The sequence below is a fragment of the Streptomyces sp. NPDC059851 genome (assembly GCF_042732005.1).
GTDB lineage: Bacteria > Actinomycetota > Actinomycetes > Streptomycetales > Streptomycetaceae > Streptomyces.
Genome location: NZ_JBHWJJ010000017.1, coordinates 76,061 through 95,048, shown reverse-complemented (window position 1 = coordinate 95,048; position 18,988 = coordinate 76,061). Strand labels below are relative to the sequence as shown.

Genomic DNA, 18,988 nt, shown 5'->3' with positions numbered 1-18,988 from the left:
GGATGTCATCCAGCGGGGCGGAGTGCTGCGCGGGCGGTGCTGCGGGCCTACAGGCCCATCGCCGCCGAGAGGTCCTTCTTGACCGCGTCCAGGACTTCCTGGCCGCGGACGCGGGCCGGCGCCAGGTCGGAGGCCTCGGCGACCGGGACGACGACCTCCAGGTAGCACTTCAGCTTGGGCTCCGTGCCGGACGGGCGGCAGATCACCCGGGCCTTGTAGTCGCCCTCCAGGTAGTAGCGCAGGCCGTCGGTGGGCGGGAGCGACTCCGTGCCCCGGTTCAGGTCCTCCGCCGAGACCACGCGCAGGCCCGCCAGGGACGCCGGCGGCTCGGCGCGCAGCGCGGCCATCGCGTTGGCGATGATCGACAGGTCCTCCACGCGGACCGACAGCTGGTCGGTGTGGTGCAGGCCGTGGGCCATCGCCAGGTCGTCCAGCAGGTCGGTCAGGGTGCGGCCCTGCTCCTTGAGTTCCGAGGCGAGCTCGGCGACCAGCAGGGCGGCGGTGACGCCGTCCTTGTCGCGGACGCCCTCGGGGTCCACGCAGTAGCCGAGCGCCTCCTCGTAGCCGTAGCGCAGGCCCTCGACGCGGGCGATCCACTTGAAGCCCGTCAGGGTCTCCTCGTGGCCGACGCCGGCCGCCTCCGCGATCCGGCCGAGCAGGCTGGAGGAGACGATCGACTCGGCGAAGACGCCGGTGGCGCCCTTGTGGACGAGGTGGGCGGCCAGCAGCGCGCCCACCTCGTCGCCGCGCAGCATGCGCCAGCCGCCGTTGTCGGGGACGGCCACGGCGCAGCGGTCCGCGTCCGGGTCGTTCGCGATGACGATGTCGGGCTGGACCTCGGCGGCCTTGGCGAAGGCCAGGTCCATGGCGCCCGGCTCCTCCGGGTTCGGGAACGCCACCGTCGGGAAGGCCGGGTCCGGCTCCGCCTGCTCGGCGACCAGCACCGGCTCGGGGAAGCCGTGCCGGGCGAAGGCCGCCAGGACGACGTCCTTGCCGACGCCGTGCATGGCCGTGTAGACGGTCCGCACGCCGCGGGCGGAGGCCGGGTCCAGGACGGCGTCCGTGCGGGCCAGGTAGGCCTCCAGGACCTCGTCGCCGAGTTCCTCCCAGCCGGACTCCGGGCGCGGGACGGACGCGAGGGTCGTCACGCGGTCGATCTCGGCCGCGATCTTCGCGTCCGCCGGGGACACGATCTGGGAGCCGTCGCCGAGGTAGACCTTGTAGCCGTTGTCCCGGGGCGGGTTGTGGCTCGCGGTCACCTCGACGCCGGCGACGGCACCCAGGTGCCGTATGGCGAACGCGAGGACGGGCGTCGGCAGCGGACGGGGCAGGACGGCGGCGCGCAGGCCGGCGCCGGTCATCACGGCGGCGGTGTCGCGGGCGAAGTCCGCGGACTTGTAGCGCGCGTCGTAGCCGATCACGACCAGGCCACCTGCGTGGCCCTCGGCCTTCAGGTACGCGGCGAGGCCCGCCGCGGCCCGGATGACCACGGAGCGGTTCATCCGCATCGGGCCGGCGCCGATCTCGCCGCGCAGCCCGGCGGTGCCGAACTGGAGGGTCCCGGAGAACCGGTCGGCCAGCTCGGCGGTGTCGCCCGCCTGGATGAGCCCGGCCAGCTCGTCCGCCGTCTCCGGGTCGGGGTCCTCGGCCAGCCAGGCCCGGGCCCGGGTGATCAGGTCGTCCTGTTCCTGCACTACTTCCGCCTTACCTCTCGTACGGTGCCGTGTGCTCGGTGTCCGGTGTCCGCCGCCGTCAGATGCGGGCGAGGACCTGGGTCAGCAGCGTGCCCATGCGCGCGGCCGAGTCGCGGCCGGCCTGGAGCACCTCTTCGTGGTTCAGGGGCTCGCCGGAGAGGCCCGCGGCCAGGTTGGTGACCAGGGAGATGCCGAGCACCTCGGCGCCGGCCTCGCGGGCGGCGATGGCCTCCAGCACCGTGGACATGCCGACCAGGTCGGCACCCAGGACGCGGACCATGTTGATCTCGGCCGGGGTCTCGTAGTGCGGGCCGGGGAACTGGGCGTACACGCCCTCTTCCAGGGTGGGGTCGATCTCCTTGCACATCGCGCGCAGCTTCGGCGAGTACAGGTCGGTCAGGTCCACGAAGTTCGCGCCGATGATGGGCGAGGCCGCGGTCAGGTTCAGGTGGTCGCTGATCAGGACCGGCTGGCCGGGCTTCATGCCCGCGCGGAGACCGCCGCAGCCGTTGGTCAGGACGATGGTCTTGCAGCCGGCGGCGACGGCGGTGCGGACACCGTGGGCGACGGCGGCGACGCCGCGGCCCTCGTAGAAGTGGGTGCGGCCGAGGAAGACCAGCGCGCGCTTGTCGCCGATCTTGTACGAGCGGATCTTGCCGCCGTGGCCTTCGACGGCGGCCGGCGGGAAGCCGGGCAGCTCGGTGACGGGGAATTCGGACTCGGGGGCGCCCAGCGCCTCCGCGGCGGGAGCCCAGCCGGAGCCCATGACGAGGGCGACGTCGTGGGTCTCGGCGCCGGTGAGCTCGCGCAGACGCGCGGCGGCGGCGTCTGCGGCGGCGTGGGGGTCGGTAACAGATGCGTTCACGCAGACGAGCGTAGCCGCAGTTTGCCTACGCGCGTAGATGGCGCTGCTCACGGTGTTCGGATCGTTGCCTTGTCGTTTCCGCCGAATCGTCCGGAGGGCCCGGATCCCCCGGATCCTCCGGCACCCGCTCAGCAGGGGCGCTTGCGCAGCTCCATCACGTAGTCGTGCGGGGCGCCCGCCGATTCGGCGGCGTCGGCGATCTCCCCCAGGTAGCGCGCCGAGGGCAGGCCGCCCTCGTACCCGTTCAGCACGTAGCACCAGGCGGCTTCCTCGCCGTCCAGGGTGTGCACGCGGATCCGCATCCGGCGGTAGATGTCGAGCCCGACGCCCTCCCACCGGTCCATGGAGTCCTCGTCCAGCGGCGCGATGTCGTAGAGCGCGACGAAGACCTGCTGGCGGGGCGCTTCCACGACGGTGGCGAGGGCGCCCTCCCAGCCCATCTGCTCGCCGCCGAAGGTCAGCCGCCAGTCGTTGATCCAGCCCGTTCCGCGCAGCGGCGAATGCGGGGCGCGGCGCGACATCAGCCGCGGGTCGAGGTTGCCGGCGTACGCGGCGTAGAGCGACATGCAGTCGAGGGTACGGGAGGGGCGGGTGAGTATGCGTGCCCGGATGCCGGCGGAATCCGCGCCCGGACGGCGGGACCGGGAACGCCGCGGTCCCGGTACCGGGGAGCGCACGGACAGCGGGACCGGGGACGCCCGGACGGCGGGCCCCGGGACGCACGGATGGCGGACCGGGGGAGAAGCACCTTGAAGCGTGCGGGACAATGGAGCACGGAATGCATCCCCCGGGGAGACCCCCCGGAAGCCCCGGCCGGGGCGGCGCTCGGCCGGGTAGACGTGAGGCGGAGTTTTCGTGACCCGGATCGTGATCATCGGCGGCGGACCCGGCGGGTATGAGGCGGCCCTCGTGGGGGCCCAGCTCGGCGCGGAGGTGACCGTCGTCGACTGCGACGGCCTCGGCGGGGCCTCGGTCCTCACCGACTGCGTGCCCTCCAAGACCCTCATCGCGACGGCCGAGGTCATGACGAACTTCGACTCCTCGTACGAGGAGCTCGGCATCGTCGTCGCCGATGACACCCCGCCGATCGAGCAGTCCGCCCGCATCATCGGCGTGGACCTCGGCAAGGTGAACCGCCGTGTGAAGCGCCTCGCGCTCGCCCAGTCCCACGACATCACCGCCTCCGTCACCCGGGCCGGCGCCCGGGTGATCCGGGGCCGCGGCCGCCTCGGCGGCCCCCAGGGCATCGACGGCACCCGCGACGTCATCGTCACCGCCGCCGACGGCACCGAGACGGTCCTGACCGCCGAATGCGTGCTGATCGCGACCGGCGGCACCCCGCGCGAGATCCCCGACGCGATGCCCGACGGCGAGCGCATCCTGAACTGGACCCAGGTCTACGACCTGGAGGAGCTCCCCGAGGAGCTCATCGTGGTCGGCTCCGGCGTCACCGGCGCCGAGTTCGCCGGCGCCTACCAGGCCCTCGGCTCCCGCGTCACCCTGATCTCCTCCCGTGACCGCGTGCTGCCCGGCGAGGACCCGGACGCCGCCGCCGTCCTGGAGGACGTCTTCCGCCGCCGCGGCATGAACGTCATCGGGCGCGCCCGCGCCGAATCCGCCAAGCGCGTCGGCGACCGCGTCGAGGTCACCCTCTCCGACGGCCGCGTCGTCACCGGCACCCACTGCCTCATGGCCGTCGGCGCCATCCCCAACACCAGGGGCATGAACCTGGAGGAGTCCGGGGTCAAGCTCAAGGAGTCGGGCCACATCTGGACCGACAAGGTCTCCCGTACGACCGCGCCCGGCGTGTACGCGGCCGGCGACGTCACCGGCATCTTCGCCCTGGCCTCCGTGGCCGCCATGCAGGGCCGCATCGCCATGTACCACTTCCTCGGCGACGCCGTGACCCCGCTCAACCTCAAGACCGTCTCCTCGAACGTCTTCACCGACCCGGAGATCGCCACCGTCGGCTACACGCAGGCCGACGTCGACGCCGGTCGCATCGACGCCCGCGTGGTCAAGCTGCCGCTGCTGCGCAACGCCCGCGCCAAGATGCAGGGCATCCGGGACGGCTTCGTGAAGCTGTTCTGCCGCCCGGGCACCGGGATCGTCGTCGGCGGCGTGGTCGTCTCGCCGCGCGCCAGCGAACTGATTCACCCGATCTCGATCGCCGTCGACAACAACCTGACCGTCGAGCAGATCGCAAACGCGTTCACCGTTTACCCCTCGCTGTCGGGTTCGATCGCCGAGGTCGCGCGCCAGCTGCACACCCGGAAGACCGGCACCGACGCCTGATCCGGGCCCGCGGGGCCGCAACCTCCCCTTTCCGTAAGGGGACTTGGGGCAGGGCACCGGTGCGGGGCGGGTTGTTCACGTACTCGTCCGGCCGCGTATACCACTAAGTGCCCTGCCTTATGGACAACTTCGGTATTCCGGCGCAAGGAGCTGAAACCAGACGGTCGCCCGGGTTACTGTCAGTTTCGTGTTCGCTGCAGAACGTCGCCAGTTGATTCTCGAAATGGTGCGGGCCAATGGAGCGGTGTCGCTCCGTGAGCTCGCCCGCGTGGTCCAGACCTCCGAAGTGACCGTACGCCGGGACGTGCGGGCGCTGGAGGCAGAAGGACTCCTCGACCGCCGGCACGGCGGTGCGGTACTGCCCGGAGGCTTCACGCGGGAATCCGGGTTTCCGCAAAAGTCCCATCTCGCGACGGCCGAGAAGACCGCCATCGCCGATGTCGCGGCCGGCCTCGTCGAAGAAGGCGAGGCCGTCGTCGTCGGCGCGGGCACCACCACCCAGGAGCTGGCCCGCCGGCTGGCCCGGGTGCCGGGCCTCACCGTCGTCACCAACTCGCTGCTCGTCGCCCAGGCGCTCGCCCACGCCAACCGCGTGGAGGTCGTCATGACCGGCGGGACGCTCAGGGGGTCCAACTACGCGCTGGTCGGCAGTGGCGCCGAGCAGTCCCTGCAGGGGCTGCGGGTCTCCCGCGCCTTCCTGTCGGGCAGCGGCCTCACCGCGGAACGGGGCCTGTCGACATCCAACATGCTCTCCGCGAGCGTGGACCGGGCGCTCGTCCAGGCCGCGGCGGAGGTGGTGGTCCTCGCCGACCACACCAAGCTCGGCACCGACACCATGTTCCAGACGGTCCCGACCGATGTCATGACCCGCCTCGTGACGGACGAGCCGCCGGCGCACGACGACCGGGCGGCCACGGAGCTGCAGGCGCTCGCGGACCAGGGCGTGCAGATCACCGTGGCCGGGACGGTCGCGGCCGCCGGGCCGCTGGACGGTGGCGGTGGTCTGCAGGGGCGACGGCCACGGCGCGACGCACCACTGCCGGTGCAGCGGCGCGGGGGTCCCGGACTCCGCAGCGCCCCGGCCGCCGCCCTGCTGGAGCCGCCGCCGGGCGACCGCCGCGTAGCCGACCTCCGCCGCCGCTGACCCCTCCGGGGCCGCCGCTGACCCTGCCCGGGCCGCCGCCACCGGCCGCGGCCCCGTGCAGTCGCCAGTCCGGGCTCCGGCGTCATCCTGGCCACGGCCGCGGCCGTACGGGGCCACCGTCGCTGCCCCGGGCGGGCTGCCCGCCGGGCCGCGGGTCGGGCCGCTGCCTCCGGGGAGCAGGCCCACGCCGTGGACCGGGCGCGCCGCGGACCAGCGCCGCCACCGGCCGCGGCCCCGCGGCCGTCGTCGCCGTCGCCCTGGCCGAGCCTGCTGATGCCACGCGTGGCCTCGCCTCCCCCGGAACCGGGTATCGCCCGGCCCGCCGCAGGGGCTCCGCCCACACACACCCGCGCCTCGAACGCCGGCGGGGCTGGATTGGCCGGGGTGGGTGGGTCGGTTCCAGCCGCGCCGGCGCTCGCGGCGCGGGGCAGCGCTCCGCGTGGCCGGGCGAGGCCCGTGGGCCACTTGTCGGCCCCCGGTCGTGCAGTTCCAGCCGCGCGGGGCGGAGTCCCGTTCGGTTGGGTGAGGGTCGGGGGGCTTCCGGGGCCGGGTGGTGCGCTTCGGCTATGCCGGCGCTTGCGGCGCGGGGGTGCCGCCCTGCGTGGCCGGACCAGGCCCGTGGGTCACGTGCAGAGGCCCGGTCGTGCAGTTCCAGCCGCGCGGGGCGGAGTCCCGTTCGGTCGGGTGAGGGTCGGGGGCCCTCCGGGGCCGGGTGGTCCTTCAGCCGTGCCGGCGTTCGAGGCGCGGGAGCGCGGGGCGCAGCCCCTGCAACGCGTCCGGGCGGAGTCCGCGCGCGGGACGGGACCCTGCGGCGGGGAGAGACGGCGAACGCCGGCGGCTGGGGATCCAGCTCGCCGGCGTTCGGGAGGCGTGGGGCGTCGGCCTGCGCGTCAGTCCTTGATCTCGCAGATCGCGGCGCCCGAGGTGAGCGACGCGCCGACCTCGGCCGTCAGGCCGACGATCGTGCCGGAGCGGTGCGCGTTCAGCGGCTGCTCCATCTTCATCGCCTCCAGGACGACGACCAGGTCACCCTCGTTGACCTGCTGGCCCTCCTCGACCGCGACCTTCACGATCGTGCCCTGCATGGGCGAGGCGAGGGTGTCGCCCGAGGCGGCCGGCCCGGACTTCTTCGCCACGCGGCGCTTCGGCTTGGCGCCGCCGGCCGCGGCCGTACGGGCCAGGGTCATGCCCAGGGAGGACGGGAGGGAGACCTCCAGGCGCTTGCCGCCGACCTCGACGACGACCGTCTCGCGGCCCGGCTCCTCCTCGGCCTCGTCCGCGGCGGGGGCGGCGAAGGCGGGGATCTCGTTGACGAACTCGGTCTCGATCCAGCGGGTGTGGACCTGGAACGGGGTGCCGTCGGCCGGGGCGAACGCCGGGTCGGCGACGACCGCGCGGTGGAACGGGATGGCCGTGGCCATGCCCTCGACCTCGAACTCGGCCAGGGCGCGGGCCGCGCGCTGCAGGGCCTGCTCGCGGGTCGCGCCCGTCACGATCAGCTTGGCCAGCAGGGAGTCCCAGGCCGGGCCGATGACCGAGCCGGACTCCACGCCCGCGTCCAGGCGGACACCGGGGCCGGACGGCGCGTTGAACTTGGTGACCGTGCCGGGGGCGGGGAGGAAGTTGCGGCCCGGGTCCTCGCCGTTGATGCGGAACTCGAAGGAGTGGCCGCGCAGCACCGGGTCGCCGTAGCCGAGCGCCTCGCCGTCGGCGATGCGGAACATCTCGCGGACCAGGTCGATGCCGGCGACCTCTTCCGTCACCGGGTGCTCGACCTGGAGGCGGGTGTTGACCTCCAGGAAGGAGATCGTCCCGTCGAGGCCGACGAGGAACTCGACGGTGCCGGCGCCGACGTAGCCGGCCTCCTTCAGGATCGCCTTGGAGGCGGCGTACAGCTCGGCGTTCTGCTCCTCCGAGAGGAACGGCGCCGGGGCCTCCTCCACCAGCTTCTGGTGGCGGCGCTGCAGCGAGCAGTCACGGGTGGAGACGACGACCACGTTGCCGTGGCTGTCGGCCAGGCACTGGGTCTCGACGTGGCGCGGCTTGTCGAGGTAGCGCTCGACGAAGCACTCGCCGCGGCCGAAGGCGGCGACGGCCTCGCGGACGGCGGACTCGTACAGCTCCGGCACCTCTTCGAGGGTGCGGGCGACCTTCAGGCCGCGGCCGCCACCGCCGAAGGCGGCCTTGATGGCGATCGGCAGGCCGTGCTCCTTGGCGAACGCGACGACCTCGTCGGCGCCGGAGACCGGGTCCGGGGTGCCGGCGACGAGCGGGGCGCCGGCGCGCTGCGCGATGTGGCGGGCGGCGACCTTGTCGCCGAGGTCGCGGATGGCCTGCGGCGGGGGGCCGATCCAGGTCAGGCCCGCGTCGATGACGGCCTGCGCGAACTCGGCGTTCTCGGAGAGGAAGCCGTATCCGGGGTGGATGGCGTCCGCGCCGGAGTCGGCGGCGGCCTGCAGGACCTTGGAGATGTCCAGGTAACTGGCGGCCGGGGTGTCACCGCCCAACGCGAAAGCTTCGTCGGCCGCGCGGACGTGCAGGGCGTCCCGGTCCGGGTCGGCGTAGACGGCTACGCTCGCGATCCCGGCATCCCGGCAGGCCCGAGCAACGCGGACAGCGATTTCGCCACGGTTGGCGATGAGCACCTTGCGCACGATGGCTCCCTCCTTGAAACAAGCTGAGTTTAGGGACTGCCCACACGGCCTTTCGACCCTTCCCCAGAGGTGACCTTGCCCACACGGAGTGTGAAGGGAGGTCGCCTCTTGCGCGGAAAGTCCTTGTGGCGCCCCAGGTCAGGGGGATCCCCGACTGCACAGTAACCCCGTCAGATAGCCACGGTCTCTGTCCACGGGGTCAGCGGCCCCCGGCGATTCTTTGTGGATTCCCTACGAACGGCCCACAGATTCTTTGCGCGGTCGCCGTCGCGCACCCTTCCGCGTAACGAACGGGTGCGCACCCCTTGTCCGTACGTTTACCCGTTAGTAGCCTCCAGGCGTCGAACGGGCTCGTGACCCGTGAGCCTTGGAGGGGTGGGGCGTCGTGGATGCCGTGCTGCGCAGAATCGTGGCCGGGCTGGCCGCCGCCGCGCTCGCCGCCGAGGGGGTGCTGCTCGCCCTGGTCCACTTCGTGTTGGGCCGCACCACGCGCAACCAGTCGATGTCCATAGCGGGCTCCGACCCCGAGGTCATGGCCGTGGCCACGTACGTGCTGGGGGCGGTCATCGGGGGCTTCCTGTTGCTGTGCGCGGTGCTGCTCGCCGTGGCCGCCGTACGGGACCGTGCGCCCGGCCGCTTCGTCCGCGCCGTGCTGATCGCCGCCGCCGTCGCCCACGGGCTGCTCGGCGCCCTCGCCGTCTCGGCGGTGGGCTGGGGCGCCTTCGCGGCGACGATGGTGATCCTCTGCCTGATCGTGCTGAGCCTGACGCTCCACCCGGCCCGCAGCGGCCGCGTGGACGGCGGTCAGGAGCCGGTCGGGCTCACGCCCACAAGTCCGTGATGGACACGCCCAGTTCGCCCAGCAGGGAGCGCAGCAGCGGCATCGACAGCCCGATGACGTTGCCGTGGTCGCCGTCGATCCCCTCGATGAACGGCGCCGACAGTCCGTCCAGGGTGAACGCGCCCGCGACGTGCAGCGGCTCTCCGCTCGCCACGTAGGCGGCGACCTCCGCGTCCGTCGGTTCGCCGAAGCGGACCGTGGTCGACGCCGTCGCCGAGACCCGGCGGCCCGACGCCGCGTCGATCACGCAGTGCCCCGTGCGCAGGACGCCCGCCCGCCCGCGCATCGCCTTCCAGCGGGCCGTGGCCTCCGCGGCGTCCGCCGGCTTGCCCAGGGCCTCGCCGTCCAGCTCCAGCACCGAGTCGCAGCCGATGACCAGGGCTCCCGCGGCCTCGTCCAGGCCGGCCACCACGGCCGCCTTGGCCTCGGCCAGGGCCAGCGCCAGCTCCGCCGGGGTGTCCGCGGTGACCGAGTCCTCGTCGAAGTTGCTGACGATCACGTGCGGGGCCAGACCCGCCTGGCGCAGCAGGTTCAGCCGGGCGGGGGAGGCGGACGCGAGGACGAGGGCGTGGGCCGGGGCCTGGGCAGCAGTCATGCCCGTCATCGTAGGCGGGCCGCCTAGAACCCCACACCCAGTACGTAGACGACGACCACCATGGCGAGGACGAGCACGACGGTCATCCGCCGGAGCATCGCCTGCGTCTCGCGCATCTCTTCGGGCGGCTCGTTCTTCGGGTCGGACCAGAGCATGCCCCGATCCTGTCCCCGGAGGCCGGTGCGGCGCCTGAGTACGGGTACTCAGGCGCCACCACCGGATCGCACCATCTTCCGGCCGGGCCCGTCTCCGGGATCCCGGCCGGGACGCTGATCAGCCCCCGCCGGGCCAGTACGTACGGGCCCACGCGCGCGGCCCGGGCTGCGGCAGCGTCCGCGCCGCCAGCCGGGCGGGCGCCGCCCACGCGTCGGCCACCCGCGGCGCGCCCGACGGTGCCGAGGCCAGCACCGCCGCGCGCGCTTGGACCACCGCCAGGGCGGCGGCCAGCTCCTCCGGCGTCGGATTCCCCTTGACGACCTTGATCACCACAGGACTGGACCTCCCGGACCTAGAGGGGGATGTTGCCGTGCTTCTTCGGCGGCAGGGACTCGCGCTTGGTGCGCAGCTGGCGCAGCGCCTTGACGACGTGCGCACGGGTGTCCGACGGCATCGTCACCGCGTCGACGTAGCCGCGCTCGGCGGCGGTGTACGGGTTGAGCAGCGTGTCCTCGTACTCGGTGATGAGCCGGGCGCGGACGGCCTCCACGTCCTCGCCGGCGGCCTCCGCCTCGGCGATGGTGCGGCGGTGCAGGATGTTGACCGCGCCCTGCGCGCCCATGACGGCGATCTGTGCGGTCGGCCAGGCCAGGTTGAGGTCGGCGCCGAGGTGCTTGGAGCCCATGACGTCGTAGGCGCCGCCGAAGGCCTTGCGGGTGATGACGGTGATCAGGGGGACGGTGGCCTCGGCGTAGGCGTAGATCAGCTTCGCGCCGCGCCGGATGATTCCGTTGTACTCCTGGTCGGTGCCCGGCAGGAAGCCCGGGACGTCGACGAAGGTCAGCACCGGGATGTTGAAGGCGTCGCAGGTCCGCACGAAGCGGGCGGCCTTCTCGGAGGCGTTGATGTCCAGGCAGCCGGCGAACTGCATCGGCTGGTTGGCGACGACGCCGACCGGGTGGCCCTCGACCCGGCCGAAGCCGGTGAGGATGTTCGGGGCGAACAGCGACTGCGTCTCCAGGAACTCGCCGTCGTCGACGACGTGCTCGATCACGGTGTGCATGTCGTACGGCTGGTTCGCGCTGTCCGGGATCAGCACGTCGAGCTCGCGGTCCGTGTCGGAGACCTCGGTGTCGGCCTCCTCCGGGAAGGCGGGCGGCTCCGAGAGGTTGTTCGACGGCAGGTACGACAGCAGGGACTTGACGTACTCGATGGCGTCCTTCTCGTCCCCGGCCATGTGGTGGGCCACGCCCGAGGTGGCGTTGTGGGTGCGGGCGCCGCCGAGCTCCTCGAAGCCGACGTCCTCGCCGGTGACCGTCTTGATGACGTCCGGACCGGTGATGAACATGTGCGAGGTCTGGTCGACCATCACCGTGAAGTCGGTGATGGCGGGCGAGTAGACCGCACCGCCGGCACAGGGGCCCACGACCAGGCTGATCTGCGGGATGACGCCGGAGGCGTGCACGTTGCGGCGGAAGATCTCGCCGTACATGCCGAGGGCCATGACGCCCTCCTGGATGCGGGCGCCGCCGGAGTCGTTGATGCCGACGACCGGGCAGCCGGTCTTCAGCGCGAAGTCCATGACCTTCATGATCTTCTGGCCGAAGACCTCGCCCAGGGAGCCGCCGAGCACGGTGAAGTCCTGGGAGAACACCGCCACCGGGCGGCCGTCGACGGTGCCGTAGCCGGTGACGACGCCGTCGCCGTACGGGCGGTTCTTCTCCATGCCGAAGTCGGTGGAGCGGTGCCGGGCGAACTCGTCCAGCTCGACGAAAGAGCCCTCGTCCAGCAGCAGGGCGATCCGCTCGCGCGCCGTCAGCTTGCCCTTGGCGTGCTGCTTCTCCACGGCCCGGGCGGACCCGGCGTGGGTGGCCTCGTCGATACGGCGCTGCAGATCCGCGATCTTGCCCGCGGTGGTGTGGATGTCGATCGGCTCTGACGGTTGTGACATCGGGGTCGCGGCTCCCTGTGTGGTGTCAACTGCCTGGTCAATGAATGACTACTGCTGGCTACTGGTGCGTAGCGTATCGGCGGGCATGGCGCTCGGCAGTGCGGCGTTTGACACACCTACTGTGGGTTGCATGACGCCATCAGATGCTTCAGGAGCAACCCCTTCCGGGCCCTCCGCGGGTCGTTGGTCGGACCTCGACCGGCCGCCCCTGAACGCCGCCGCCCTACAGCACGCCCTCGTCACCGGGGGAGGGCTGTGGTCCTCGGTCGAAGTCGTCCCCAGTACGGGCTCCACCAACACCGACCTCGCCGCCCGGGCCGCCGAGCTGCCCGAGGGCGCCGTCCTCGTCGCCGAGGAGCAGACCGCCGGGCGCGGGCGGCTCGACCGCAGCTGGGTCGCGCCGGCCCGGTCGGGGCTGTTCTTCTCCGTCCTGCTCAAGCCGGGCGGGGCCGTGCCGCAGGAGCGGTGGGGCTGGCTCACCCTGCTGGCCGGGGTGGCCACGGCGGCCGGGTTGGCCCGGGCCGCCGGCGTGGACACCGCACTCAAATGGCCCAACGACCTGCTGGTCACCGTCGAAGGCCAGGAACGCAAGGCCGCCGGCATCCTCGCGGAACGCGTCGCGGACGGGATCGTCATCGGGATCGGCCTCAACGTGACGCTCACCGAGGACGAGTTGCCGGTCCCGGAGGCCGGGTCGCTGGCCCTGGCCAAGGCGACCGTCACGGACCGCGAGCCGCTGCTGAAGGCCGTACTGCGGTCCCTGGAGCAGTGGTACGGGAACTGGCGCGAGGCCGGCGGCGACCCGGCGGCCAGCGGCCTGCAGGAGGCGTACGCGGCGCAGTGCGCCACCCTCGGCCGGCACGTGCGGGCGGACCTGCCCGGCGGGCGGTCGCTCACCGGGACGGCCGAAGCGGTCGATGCGGAGGGGCGGCTCGTCGTACGGACGGAGGAAGGCGTGCACGAGGCCGTCGGCGCCGGCGACGTGGTGCACCTCAGGGCCGCGCGGTAGGCCCGGTCAGGGCTGGTCCGGGGGCCGGTCCGCCGGCCCCCGCCGGGACCACGCCGGGCCGGCCCGGGGCGCACGCCCGGCGGGTCCCGGACCGGCCCGCGATGCCGCAGGGCACCGGAGGTAACGGGAGTGGGGAGTGAGCTACGGCACACCTGCCGTATGGTTTAGGCGTTCCCGGTCCTTGCCGGTGATCACCCGGTTCGGCAGGGCAGTGCGCACGTAATGGACAGGAGGCGGCCCTTGACCGTCGACGACTCAAAGTCCGGCGCGTCCGCCCACGGACCCGGAAACCCGGGCGGCCCCGGGAGCCCGGGTACGCCGATCGGGCGGGACCAGCACACCCCCCACCACGAGGTGGACCACACCGCCCAGCCGACGGCGGACCCTCTCGCCATCCGGCTGGAGCAGCTCATCCTCGGGGCCGAGCGCCGCTACACCCCCTTCCAGGCGGCCCGCAGCGCGGGCGTGTCGATGGAGCTCGCCTCCCGCTTCTGGCGGGCCATGGGCTTCGCGGACATCGGCCAGGCCAGGGCCCTGACGGAGGCCGACGTCCTCGCGCTGCGCCGGCTCGCCGGCCTGGTCGAGGCGGGGCTGCTCAGCGAGCCGATGGCGGTGCAGGTGGCCCGTTCCACCGGGCAGACCACCGCCCGGCTGGCCGAATGGCAGATCGATTCCTTCCTGGAGGGGCTGACCGAGCCGCCGGAGCCGGGCATGACCCGTACGGAGGTCACGTACCCGCTGGTCGAGCTGCTCCTCCCGGAGCTGGAGGAGTTCCTCGTCTACGTGTGGCGGCGCCAGTTGGCCGCGGCCACCGGCCGCGTCGTGCAGGCGGCCGACGACGAGGAGATGGTCGACCGGCGCCTCGCGGTGGGCTTCGCCGACCTGGTCGGCTTCACGCGGCTGACGCGGCGCCTGGAGGAGGAGCAGCTCGGCGAGCTGGTGGAGTCCTTCGAGACGAACGCCGCGGACCTGGTCGCGGCGCACGGCGGCCGACTGATCAAGACGCTCGGCGACGAGGTGCTGTACGCGGCGGACGACGCGGCGACGGCGGCGGAGATCGCGCTGCGGCTGATCGAGACGATGGAATCGGACCCGCAGATGCCGGAGCTGCGCGTCGGCATCGCCTTCGGGACGGTCACCACCCGGATGGGCGACGTCTTCGGGACCACGGTGAACCTGGCCAGCCGGCTGACCTCGATAGCCCCGAAGGACGCGGTGCTGGTCGACGGGGCCATGGCCGAGGAGCTGGGCCGCACGGGCGCGGCGCCGGTCTCCGAGAAGGAGGCCGAGGCCGAGGTGGGCGGCGGCTCGTACCGCTTCGCGCTCCAGCCGATGTGGCAGCGGCCGGTGCGCGGGCTGGGGGTCGTGGAGCCCTGGTCGCTGACGCGGCGGAAGCCTAAGATCCCCGGGTAACGTTCGTTAACCGGGAGGGCCCTGTGTCGGTGGAGTCGGCGATGGAGTCGGAGTTCGTAGCGGTACGTCGGCACGGTGACGACGGGGTCGTGGAGCTGGTCCTTGACCGGCCGAAGGCGATGAACGCGGTGTCCACGGACATGGCGCGGGCCATCGGTTCGTCCTGCGCGCAGCTGGCGGCGGACCCGTCGGTCCGGGTGGTGGTGCTCACTTCGACGGCGGAGCGGGCGTTCTGCGTCGGCGCGGACCTCAAGGAGCGCAACTCCCTCAGCGATGCGGAGCTGGTGCGCCAGCGGCCCACCACGCGAGGGGCGTACGGGGGCGTGCTGGAGCTGCCGATGCCGACGATCGCGGCGGTGCACGGGTTCGCGCTGGGCGGCGGCTTCGAGCTGGCGCTGGCCTGCGACGTGATCGTGGCCGACGAGACGGCCGTGGTCGGCCTGCCCGAGGTGTCCGTGGGCGTGATCCCGGGCGGCGGTGGCACCCAGCTGCTGCCGCGGCGCGTGGGCGCGGCCCGGGCGGCGGAGCTGATCTTCACGGCCCGCCGGGTGGAAGCGGCGGAGGCGCTGTCCCTGGGCCTGGTCGACTCGGTGGTCCCGGCGGGCCGGGACCGGGAGGAGGCCCTCGCCCTGGCCGCCCGGATGGCGGCGAACTCCCCGGTCGGCCTGCGTGCGGCCAAGAAGGCGCTGCGGCTGGGGCACGGGATGGACCTGGCGGCCGGCCTGGAGATCGAGGACGCGGCCTGGCGGACGGTGGCCTTCTCCGGAGACCGCGCGGAGGGCGTGGCGGCGTTCAACGAGAAGCGCCGCCCCAACTGGCCGGGCCAGTAGCCGCACGGCCGTCCCGGAGGCGGCCGGCCGTCGCCCGGCCGCCCCGGACCCGGCCCTCCCGGCACCACCGCCAGGGACCGGCCCCCGCCGGCACCGCCGTCCCGGGGCGGGCCGCTGCCGCCCCGACCGGCCGTCCCGGGGCTGGGCCCGGAACCGAGGTCGGCGCGCCTCGCCGGCGTGCCCTGCCGGCCGGGCCGGCCCGCGACGGCTCGTCCGGTTCGGGCGTGACCTGGCATATCGGGTGAAACTCCCTAACCTGGGGTGATGGGACTCGACGCGCGGCTGCGAGCCGTCGTGGGCCTGGCGCAGGCCATGGCCGCCGCGGGTGCGCCGCGGGACAGCATGCGGGCCGCCGCGCGGGGGGCGCGGCTGGCGTTGGACGGGTCGTTCGCCGCGATCTCCGCCTGGGAGCGCGAGCGGGGCCGGCTGCGGGTGCTCGTGAACGAGGGCGGGCTCCGCGCGGACGAGGTCGAGTTCCCCGAGGACGAGTCGTACCCCGTGCACGACTTCCCCGAGATCACCGAGTTCCTGCACGAGCTCTGGGTCGGCGGCGGAGGCCCGCACGCCTGGGTCGAGAGCGCCCGCGGTGCCCGCCCCGGCCGGCGGGGAGAGACGCTGCGCCGGCGCGGCCGCGGCACCTGCGTCGTGGCGCCGGTCGTGCTGAGCGGCCGCGCGTGGGGCGAGCTGTACGTGGCCCGGGACGACGGGCTGCCCGACTTCGACGGGGACGACGCCGAGTTCGCGACCGTCCTCGCCGCCGTCCTCGCCGCCGGCCTCGCGCAGAGCGACCGGCTGGAGGAGGCCCGGCGGCTGGCCTTCACCGACCCGCTGACCGGGCTGGCCAACCGCCGCGCCGTCGACATGCGGCTCGACGGGGCCCTGGAGGAGCACCGGCGCGGCGGTGTCGTCGTGAGCCTGGTGGTGTGCGACCTCAACGGGCTCAAACGGGTCAACGACACCCTCGGCCACGCCACCGGCGACCGGCTCCTGGAGCGCTTCGGGTCCGTGCTGAGCCTGTGCGGGGCCATGCTGCCCGGCGCGCTCGCCGCCCGACTCGGCGGCGATGAGTTCTGCCTGGTCAGCGTGGGGCCCTCGGCCGACGAGGTGGTGCGGGTCACCGAGGAGCTGTGCCGCCGTGCCGGCAGGCTGGAGCTCGGCGAGGGGGTGGCCTGCGGGGTCGCGTCGACCGGGGACCCGATCGGCCCCGTGGGGTCCTCCCGTCGGCTGTTCCGGCTGGCCGACGCCGCCCAGTACAAGGCGAAGGCCGCCCGCTCCGCCGAACCCGTCGTCGCCGGGCGGGACACCGCCGTGGTGCGGCTGGCGGACGCGGCGCAGCAGGAGGCCCCGGGTGAGCGGCGCCGTTTCCGCGGCCGGGCATGACGGCAGGTCCGGTGAATGTCACTAGTGACATGAAGTGATTCAGTCCGTAGGGTGCTGAATATGGATATGCACACTGTCGTGGTGGGGACGTCCGGGACCACCCCCGAGGACGTCATCGCCGTCGCCCGCGGCAACGCGCGGGTCCAGCTGTCCCCCGAGGCCCTGGACGCGCTCGCCCGCTCCCGCGAGATCGTCGATTCCCTCGCCGCCAAGCCCGAGCCCGTCTACGGGGTCTCCACCGGCTTCGGCGCCCTGGCCTCCCGGCACATCAGCCCGGAGCTGCGCGCCCAGCTCCAGCGCAACATCGTCCGCTCGCACGCCGCCGGCATGGGCCCGCGCGTCGAGCGGGAGGTCGTGCGCGCCCTGATGTTCCTGCGCTTGAAGACGGTCGCCTCCGGCCACACCGGTGTCCGGCCCTCCGTCGCGCAGACCATGGCCGACGTGCTCAACGCGGGCATCACGCCCGTCGTCCACGAGTACGGCTCCCTCGGTTGCTCCGGCGACCTCGCCCCGCTCTCGCACTGTGCGCTCACCCTGATGGGCGAAGGCGACGCCGAGGGCCCCGACGGGGTCGTCCGCCCGGCCGGCGAACTGCTCGCCGAGGCCGGCATCGAGCCCGTCGAGCTGCGCGAGAAGGAGGGCCTCGCCCTCCTCAACGGCACCGACGGCATGCTCGGCATGCTGATCATGGCCCTCGCCGACCTCCGCCGGCTCTACACCTCCGCCGACATCACCGCCGCCCTGACGCTGGAGGCCCTGCTCGGCACCGAGAAGGTCCTCGCACCCGAGCTGCACGCCATCCGCCCGCACCCCGGCCAGGGCGACTCCGCCGCCAACATGGCCGCCGTCCTGAAGGGCTCCGGGCTCACCGGGCACTTCCAGGAGGAGTCCGCCCCGCGCGTGCAGGACGCGTACTCGGTGCGCTGCGCCCCGCAGGTCGCCGGTGCCGGCCGCGACACCATGGCCCACGCAGCCCTGGTCGCCTCCCGGGAGCTGGCCTCGGCCGTCGACAATCCGGTGGTCCTGCCCGACGGGCGCGTGGAGTCCAACGGCAACTTCCACGGCGCTCCGGTCGCGTACGTCCTGGACTTCCTGGCCATCGCGGCCGCGGACCTCGGTTCCATCGCCGAGCGGCGCACCGACCGGCTGCTGGACAAGAACCGCTCGCACGGCCTGCCGCCCTTCCTGGCCGAGGACGCCGGCGTCGACTCGGGTCTGATGATCGCCCAGTACACGCAGGCCGCGCTGGTCAGCGAGATGAAGCGGCTGGCCGTCCCGGCCTCCGCCGACTCCATCCCCTCCTCCGCCATGCAGGAGGACCACGTCTCGATGGGCTGGTCGGCCGCCCGCAAGCTCCGCACCGCCGTCGACAACCTGACCCGCATCATCGCCGTCGAGCTGTACGCGGCCACCCGTGCCATCGAGCTGCGCCACGGGCTCACGGCCGCCCCGGCCAGCCTCGCCGCCATCGCCGGCGCGCGGGCGGCCGGTGTCGGGGGTCCCGGGGCGGACCGCTTCCTGGCGCCCGATCTGGCTGCCGCCGACGCGTTCGTGCGCTCGGGCGGACTGGTCGAGGCCGTCGAGGCGGTCACCGGCCCGCTCGCCTGAGCAGCCCGGCCGGCCCGTCCGGCGGCGCGGAAAACGGAACGGCCGGGGGCCGCTCCCGGGAGACCCCGGGGGCGCGGCCCCCGGCCGTTGCGCTGCCGGGGGCGCCCCGTGCCGGCGCGCCTACGGGGTGCGGGTGCGGGTGCGGCGCACGGAGAAGGTGACGAAGCCCGCTCCGACGCCCAGGAAGAGGGTGCCGGCCAGCAGGTACGGGGTGGTGTCGATCCCGCCGGTGTCGGCGAGCGACAGGGTGGCGGCCCGGCCGGACGGCGCGGTCCCGCCGACGGCGTCCGCGGTGTCCGCGGAGGCGGGGGCGCCCCCGCCTTCGGCGGCCATCGTGACGGTGCCGGGGGTGCCGGTGTTCCCGGGGGCGGGCGCGACGGAGCCGGGGGCCGCGGACCCGGGTGCGGTGGCGTTCGCGGACGGAACGAACCACAGAGCGGCGAGGAGGGTGGTCGCACCCAGCGAGGTGAGCAGGGGCGGGCGTGCGGACACGGGGCGATCCCCCTTGCGGAAGCAGCGAATTGACCGTGTGCGGTGATGCTACGGAAAGGGG

General features: G+C 73.6%; 17 protein-coding genes. 8 read left to right on the top strand and 9 right to left on the bottom strand.

Annotated elements, in window-relative coordinates:
• Positions 1–47: 47 nt before the first annotated feature.
• The 3 genes from ACFV7Q_RS08745 to ACFV7Q_RS08735 form a co-directional block, all read right to left on the bottom strand.
• Entirely contained in the window at positions 48–1,694 is a 1,647-nt protein-coding gene (locus tag ACFV7Q_RS08745) for a phospho-sugar mutase (protein ID WP_385425421.1), read from the bottom strand.
• A 58-nt stretch (positions 1,695–1,752) separates the two neighbouring features.
• Positions 1,753–2,559, bottom strand: coding sequence for a purine-nucleoside phosphorylase (locus tag ACFV7Q_RS08740; RefSeq protein ID WP_385425419.1), 807 nt, complete (start codon positions 2,557–2,559; stop codon positions 1,753–1,755).
• A 128-nt stretch (positions 2,560–2,687) separates the two neighbouring features.
• Positions 2,688–3,125 carry a gamma-glutamylcyclotransferase gene (locus ACFV7Q_RS08735; protein ID WP_179178250.1) on the bottom strand — a complete coding sequence of 146 codons (438 nt, stop codon included), beginning with the start codon at positions 3,123–3,125 and terminating at the stop codon, positions 2,688–2,690.
• Between the two features lie 289 nt (positions 3,126–3,414).
• Here ACFV7Q_RS08735 and ACFV7Q_RS08730 point away from each other — a divergent pair, with 289 nt between their 5' ends.
• Together ACFV7Q_RS08730 and ACFV7Q_RS08725 are read left to right on the top strand one after the other, a co-directional pair.
• Positions 3,415–4,854 carry an NAD(P)H-quinone dehydrogenase gene (locus tag ACFV7Q_RS08730; RefSeq protein ID WP_385425416.1) on the top strand — a complete coding sequence of 480 codons (1,440 nt, stop codon included), beginning with the start codon at positions 3,415–3,417 and terminating at the stop codon, positions 4,852–4,854.
• Positions 4,855–5,041: 187 nt separating this feature from the next.
• Positions 5,042–5,998, top strand: a complete 957-nt coding sequence (locus ACFV7Q_RS08725) for a DeoR/GlpR family DNA-binding transcription regulator (RefSeq protein WP_385425413.1) — start codon at positions 5,042–5,044, stop codon at positions 5,996–5,998.
• 890 nt (positions 5,999–6,888) lie between these two features.
• Here ACFV7Q_RS08725 and ACFV7Q_RS08720 read toward each other — a convergent pair.
• Entirely contained in the window at positions 6,889–8,652 is a 1,764-nt protein-coding gene (locus tag ACFV7Q_RS08720) for an acetyl/propionyl/methylcrotonyl-CoA carboxylase subunit alpha (RefSeq protein ID WP_385425410.1), read from the bottom strand.
• 394 nt (positions 8,653–9,046) lie between these two features.
• On the opposite strand from ACFV7Q_RS08720, the gene ACFV7Q_RS08715 reads away from it, so the two are divergent.
• Positions 9,047–9,493 (top strand): hypothetical protein, encoded by a 447-nt coding sequence (locus ACFV7Q_RS08715; protein WP_385425408.1) that lies wholly within the window; start codon positions 9,047–9,049, stop codon positions 9,491–9,493.
• Here ACFV7Q_RS08715 and ACFV7Q_RS08710 read toward each other — a convergent pair.
• The 4 genes from ACFV7Q_RS08710 to ACFV7Q_RS08695 form a co-directional block, all read right to left on the bottom strand.
• Positions 9,474–10,088: a Maf family protein gene (locus ACFV7Q_RS08710; protein WP_385425405.1), complete on the bottom strand. Its 615-nt coding sequence runs from the start codon at positions 10,086–10,088 to the stop codon at positions 9,474–9,476. The genes ACFV7Q_RS08715 and ACFV7Q_RS08710 overlap by 20 nt on opposite strands.
• A gap of 23 nt (positions 10,089–10,111) precedes the next feature.
• Positions 10,112–10,243 (bottom strand): morphogenic membrane protein MmpB, encoded by a 132-nt coding sequence (gene mmpB, locus ACFV7Q_RS08705; protein ID WP_256987083.1) that lies wholly within the window; start codon positions 10,241–10,243, stop codon positions 10,112–10,114.
• 118 nt (positions 10,244–10,361) lie between these two features.
• A complete protein-coding gene (locus ACFV7Q_RS08700) occupies positions 10,362–10,577 on the bottom strand; it encodes an acyl-CoA carboxylase epsilon subunit (RefSeq protein ID WP_385425401.1) in 216 nt (71 codons plus the stop codon).
• Between the two features lie 19 nt (positions 10,578–10,596).
• Positions 10,597–12,195 carry an acyl-CoA carboxylase subunit beta gene (locus ACFV7Q_RS08695; RefSeq protein ID WP_385425398.1) on the bottom strand — a complete coding sequence of 533 codons (1,599 nt, stop codon included), beginning with the start codon at positions 12,193–12,195 and terminating at the stop codon, positions 10,597–10,599.
• Between the two features lie 130 nt (positions 12,196–12,325).
• On the opposite strand from ACFV7Q_RS08695, the gene ACFV7Q_RS08690 reads away from it, so the two are divergent.
• The 5 genes from ACFV7Q_RS08690 to hutH all read left to right on the top strand — a co-directional run bounded on the left by ACFV7Q_RS08690 (position 12,326) and on the right by hutH (position 18,435).
• A complete protein-coding gene (locus tag ACFV7Q_RS08690) occupies positions 12,326–13,204 on the top strand; it encodes a biotin--[acetyl-CoA-carboxylase] ligase (RefSeq protein ID WP_385425395.1) in 879 nt (292 codons plus the stop codon).
• Between the two features lie 240 nt (positions 13,205–13,444).
• Positions 13,445–14,617 carry an adenylate/guanylate cyclase domain-containing protein gene (locus ACFV7Q_RS08685; protein WP_385425392.1) on the top strand — a complete coding sequence of 391 codons (1,173 nt, stop codon included), beginning with the start codon at positions 13,445–13,447 and terminating at the stop codon, positions 14,615–14,617.
• A gap of 41 nt (positions 14,618–14,658) precedes the next feature.
• Complete coding sequence (locus ACFV7Q_RS08680) at positions 14,659–15,447, top strand: enoyl-CoA hydratase/isomerase family protein (protein ID WP_385425389.1); 789 nt, start codon at positions 14,659–14,661, stop codon at positions 15,445–15,447.
• A gap of 264 nt (positions 15,448–15,711) precedes the next feature.
• The gene (locus tag ACFV7Q_RS08675; RefSeq protein ID WP_385425386.1) at positions 15,712–16,827 is read left to right on the top strand and encodes a diguanylate cyclase domain-containing protein; all 1,116 of its coding nucleotides are present in this window, start codon (positions 15,712–15,714) and stop codon (positions 16,825–16,827) included.
• 66 nt (positions 16,828–16,893) lie between these two features.
• Positions 16,894–18,435, top strand: coding sequence for a histidine ammonia-lyase (gene hutH, locus ACFV7Q_RS08670; RefSeq protein WP_385425428.1), 1,542 nt, complete (start codon positions 16,894–16,896; stop codon positions 18,433–18,435).
• A gap of 120 nt (positions 18,436–18,555) precedes the next feature.
• Here hutH and ACFV7Q_RS08665 read toward each other — a convergent pair whose 3' ends face one another.
• The gene (locus ACFV7Q_RS08665) at positions 18,556–18,927 is read right to left on the bottom strand and encodes an LPXTG cell wall anchor domain-containing protein (RefSeq protein WP_385425383.1); all 372 of its coding nucleotides are present in this window, start codon (positions 18,925–18,927) and stop codon (positions 18,556–18,558) included.
• Positions 18,928–18,988: the final 61 nt, after the last annotated feature.

Bases quoted from the DNA above. Each gene is read 5' to 3' on its own strand.
- ACFV7Q_RS08735 (WP_179178250.1), bottom strand. From the start codon at position 3,125: ATGTCGCTCTACGCCGCGTACGCCGGCAACCTCGACCCGCGGCTGATG.
- ACFV7Q_RS08710 (WP_385425405.1), bottom strand. From the start codon at position 10,088: ATGACTGCTGCCCAGGCCCCGGCCCACGCCCTCGTCCTCGCGTCCGCC.
- mmpB (WP_256987083.1), bottom strand. From the start codon at position 10,243: ATGCTCTGGTCCGACCCGAAGAACGAGCCGCCCGAAGAGATGCGCGAG.
- ACFV7Q_RS08695 (WP_385425398.1), bottom strand. From the start codon at position 12,195: ATGTCACAACCGTCAGAGCCGATCGACATCCACACCACCGCGGGCAAG.
- ACFV7Q_RS08690 (WP_385425395.1), top strand. From the start codon at position 12,326: ATGACGCCATCAGATGCTTCAGGAGCAACCCCTTCCGGGCCCTCCGCG.
- ACFV7Q_RS08680 (WP_385425389.1), top strand. From the start codon at position 14,659: ATGGAGTCGGAGTTCGTAGCGGTACGTCGGCACGGTGACGACGGGGTC.
- ACFV7Q_RS08675 (WP_385425386.1), top strand. From the start codon at position 15,712: ATGGGACTCGACGCGCGGCTGCGAGCCGTCGTGGGCCTGGCGCAGGCC.
- hutH (WP_385425428.1), top strand. From the start codon at position 16,894: ATGCACACTGTCGTGGTGGGGACGTCCGGGACCACCCCCGAGGACGTC.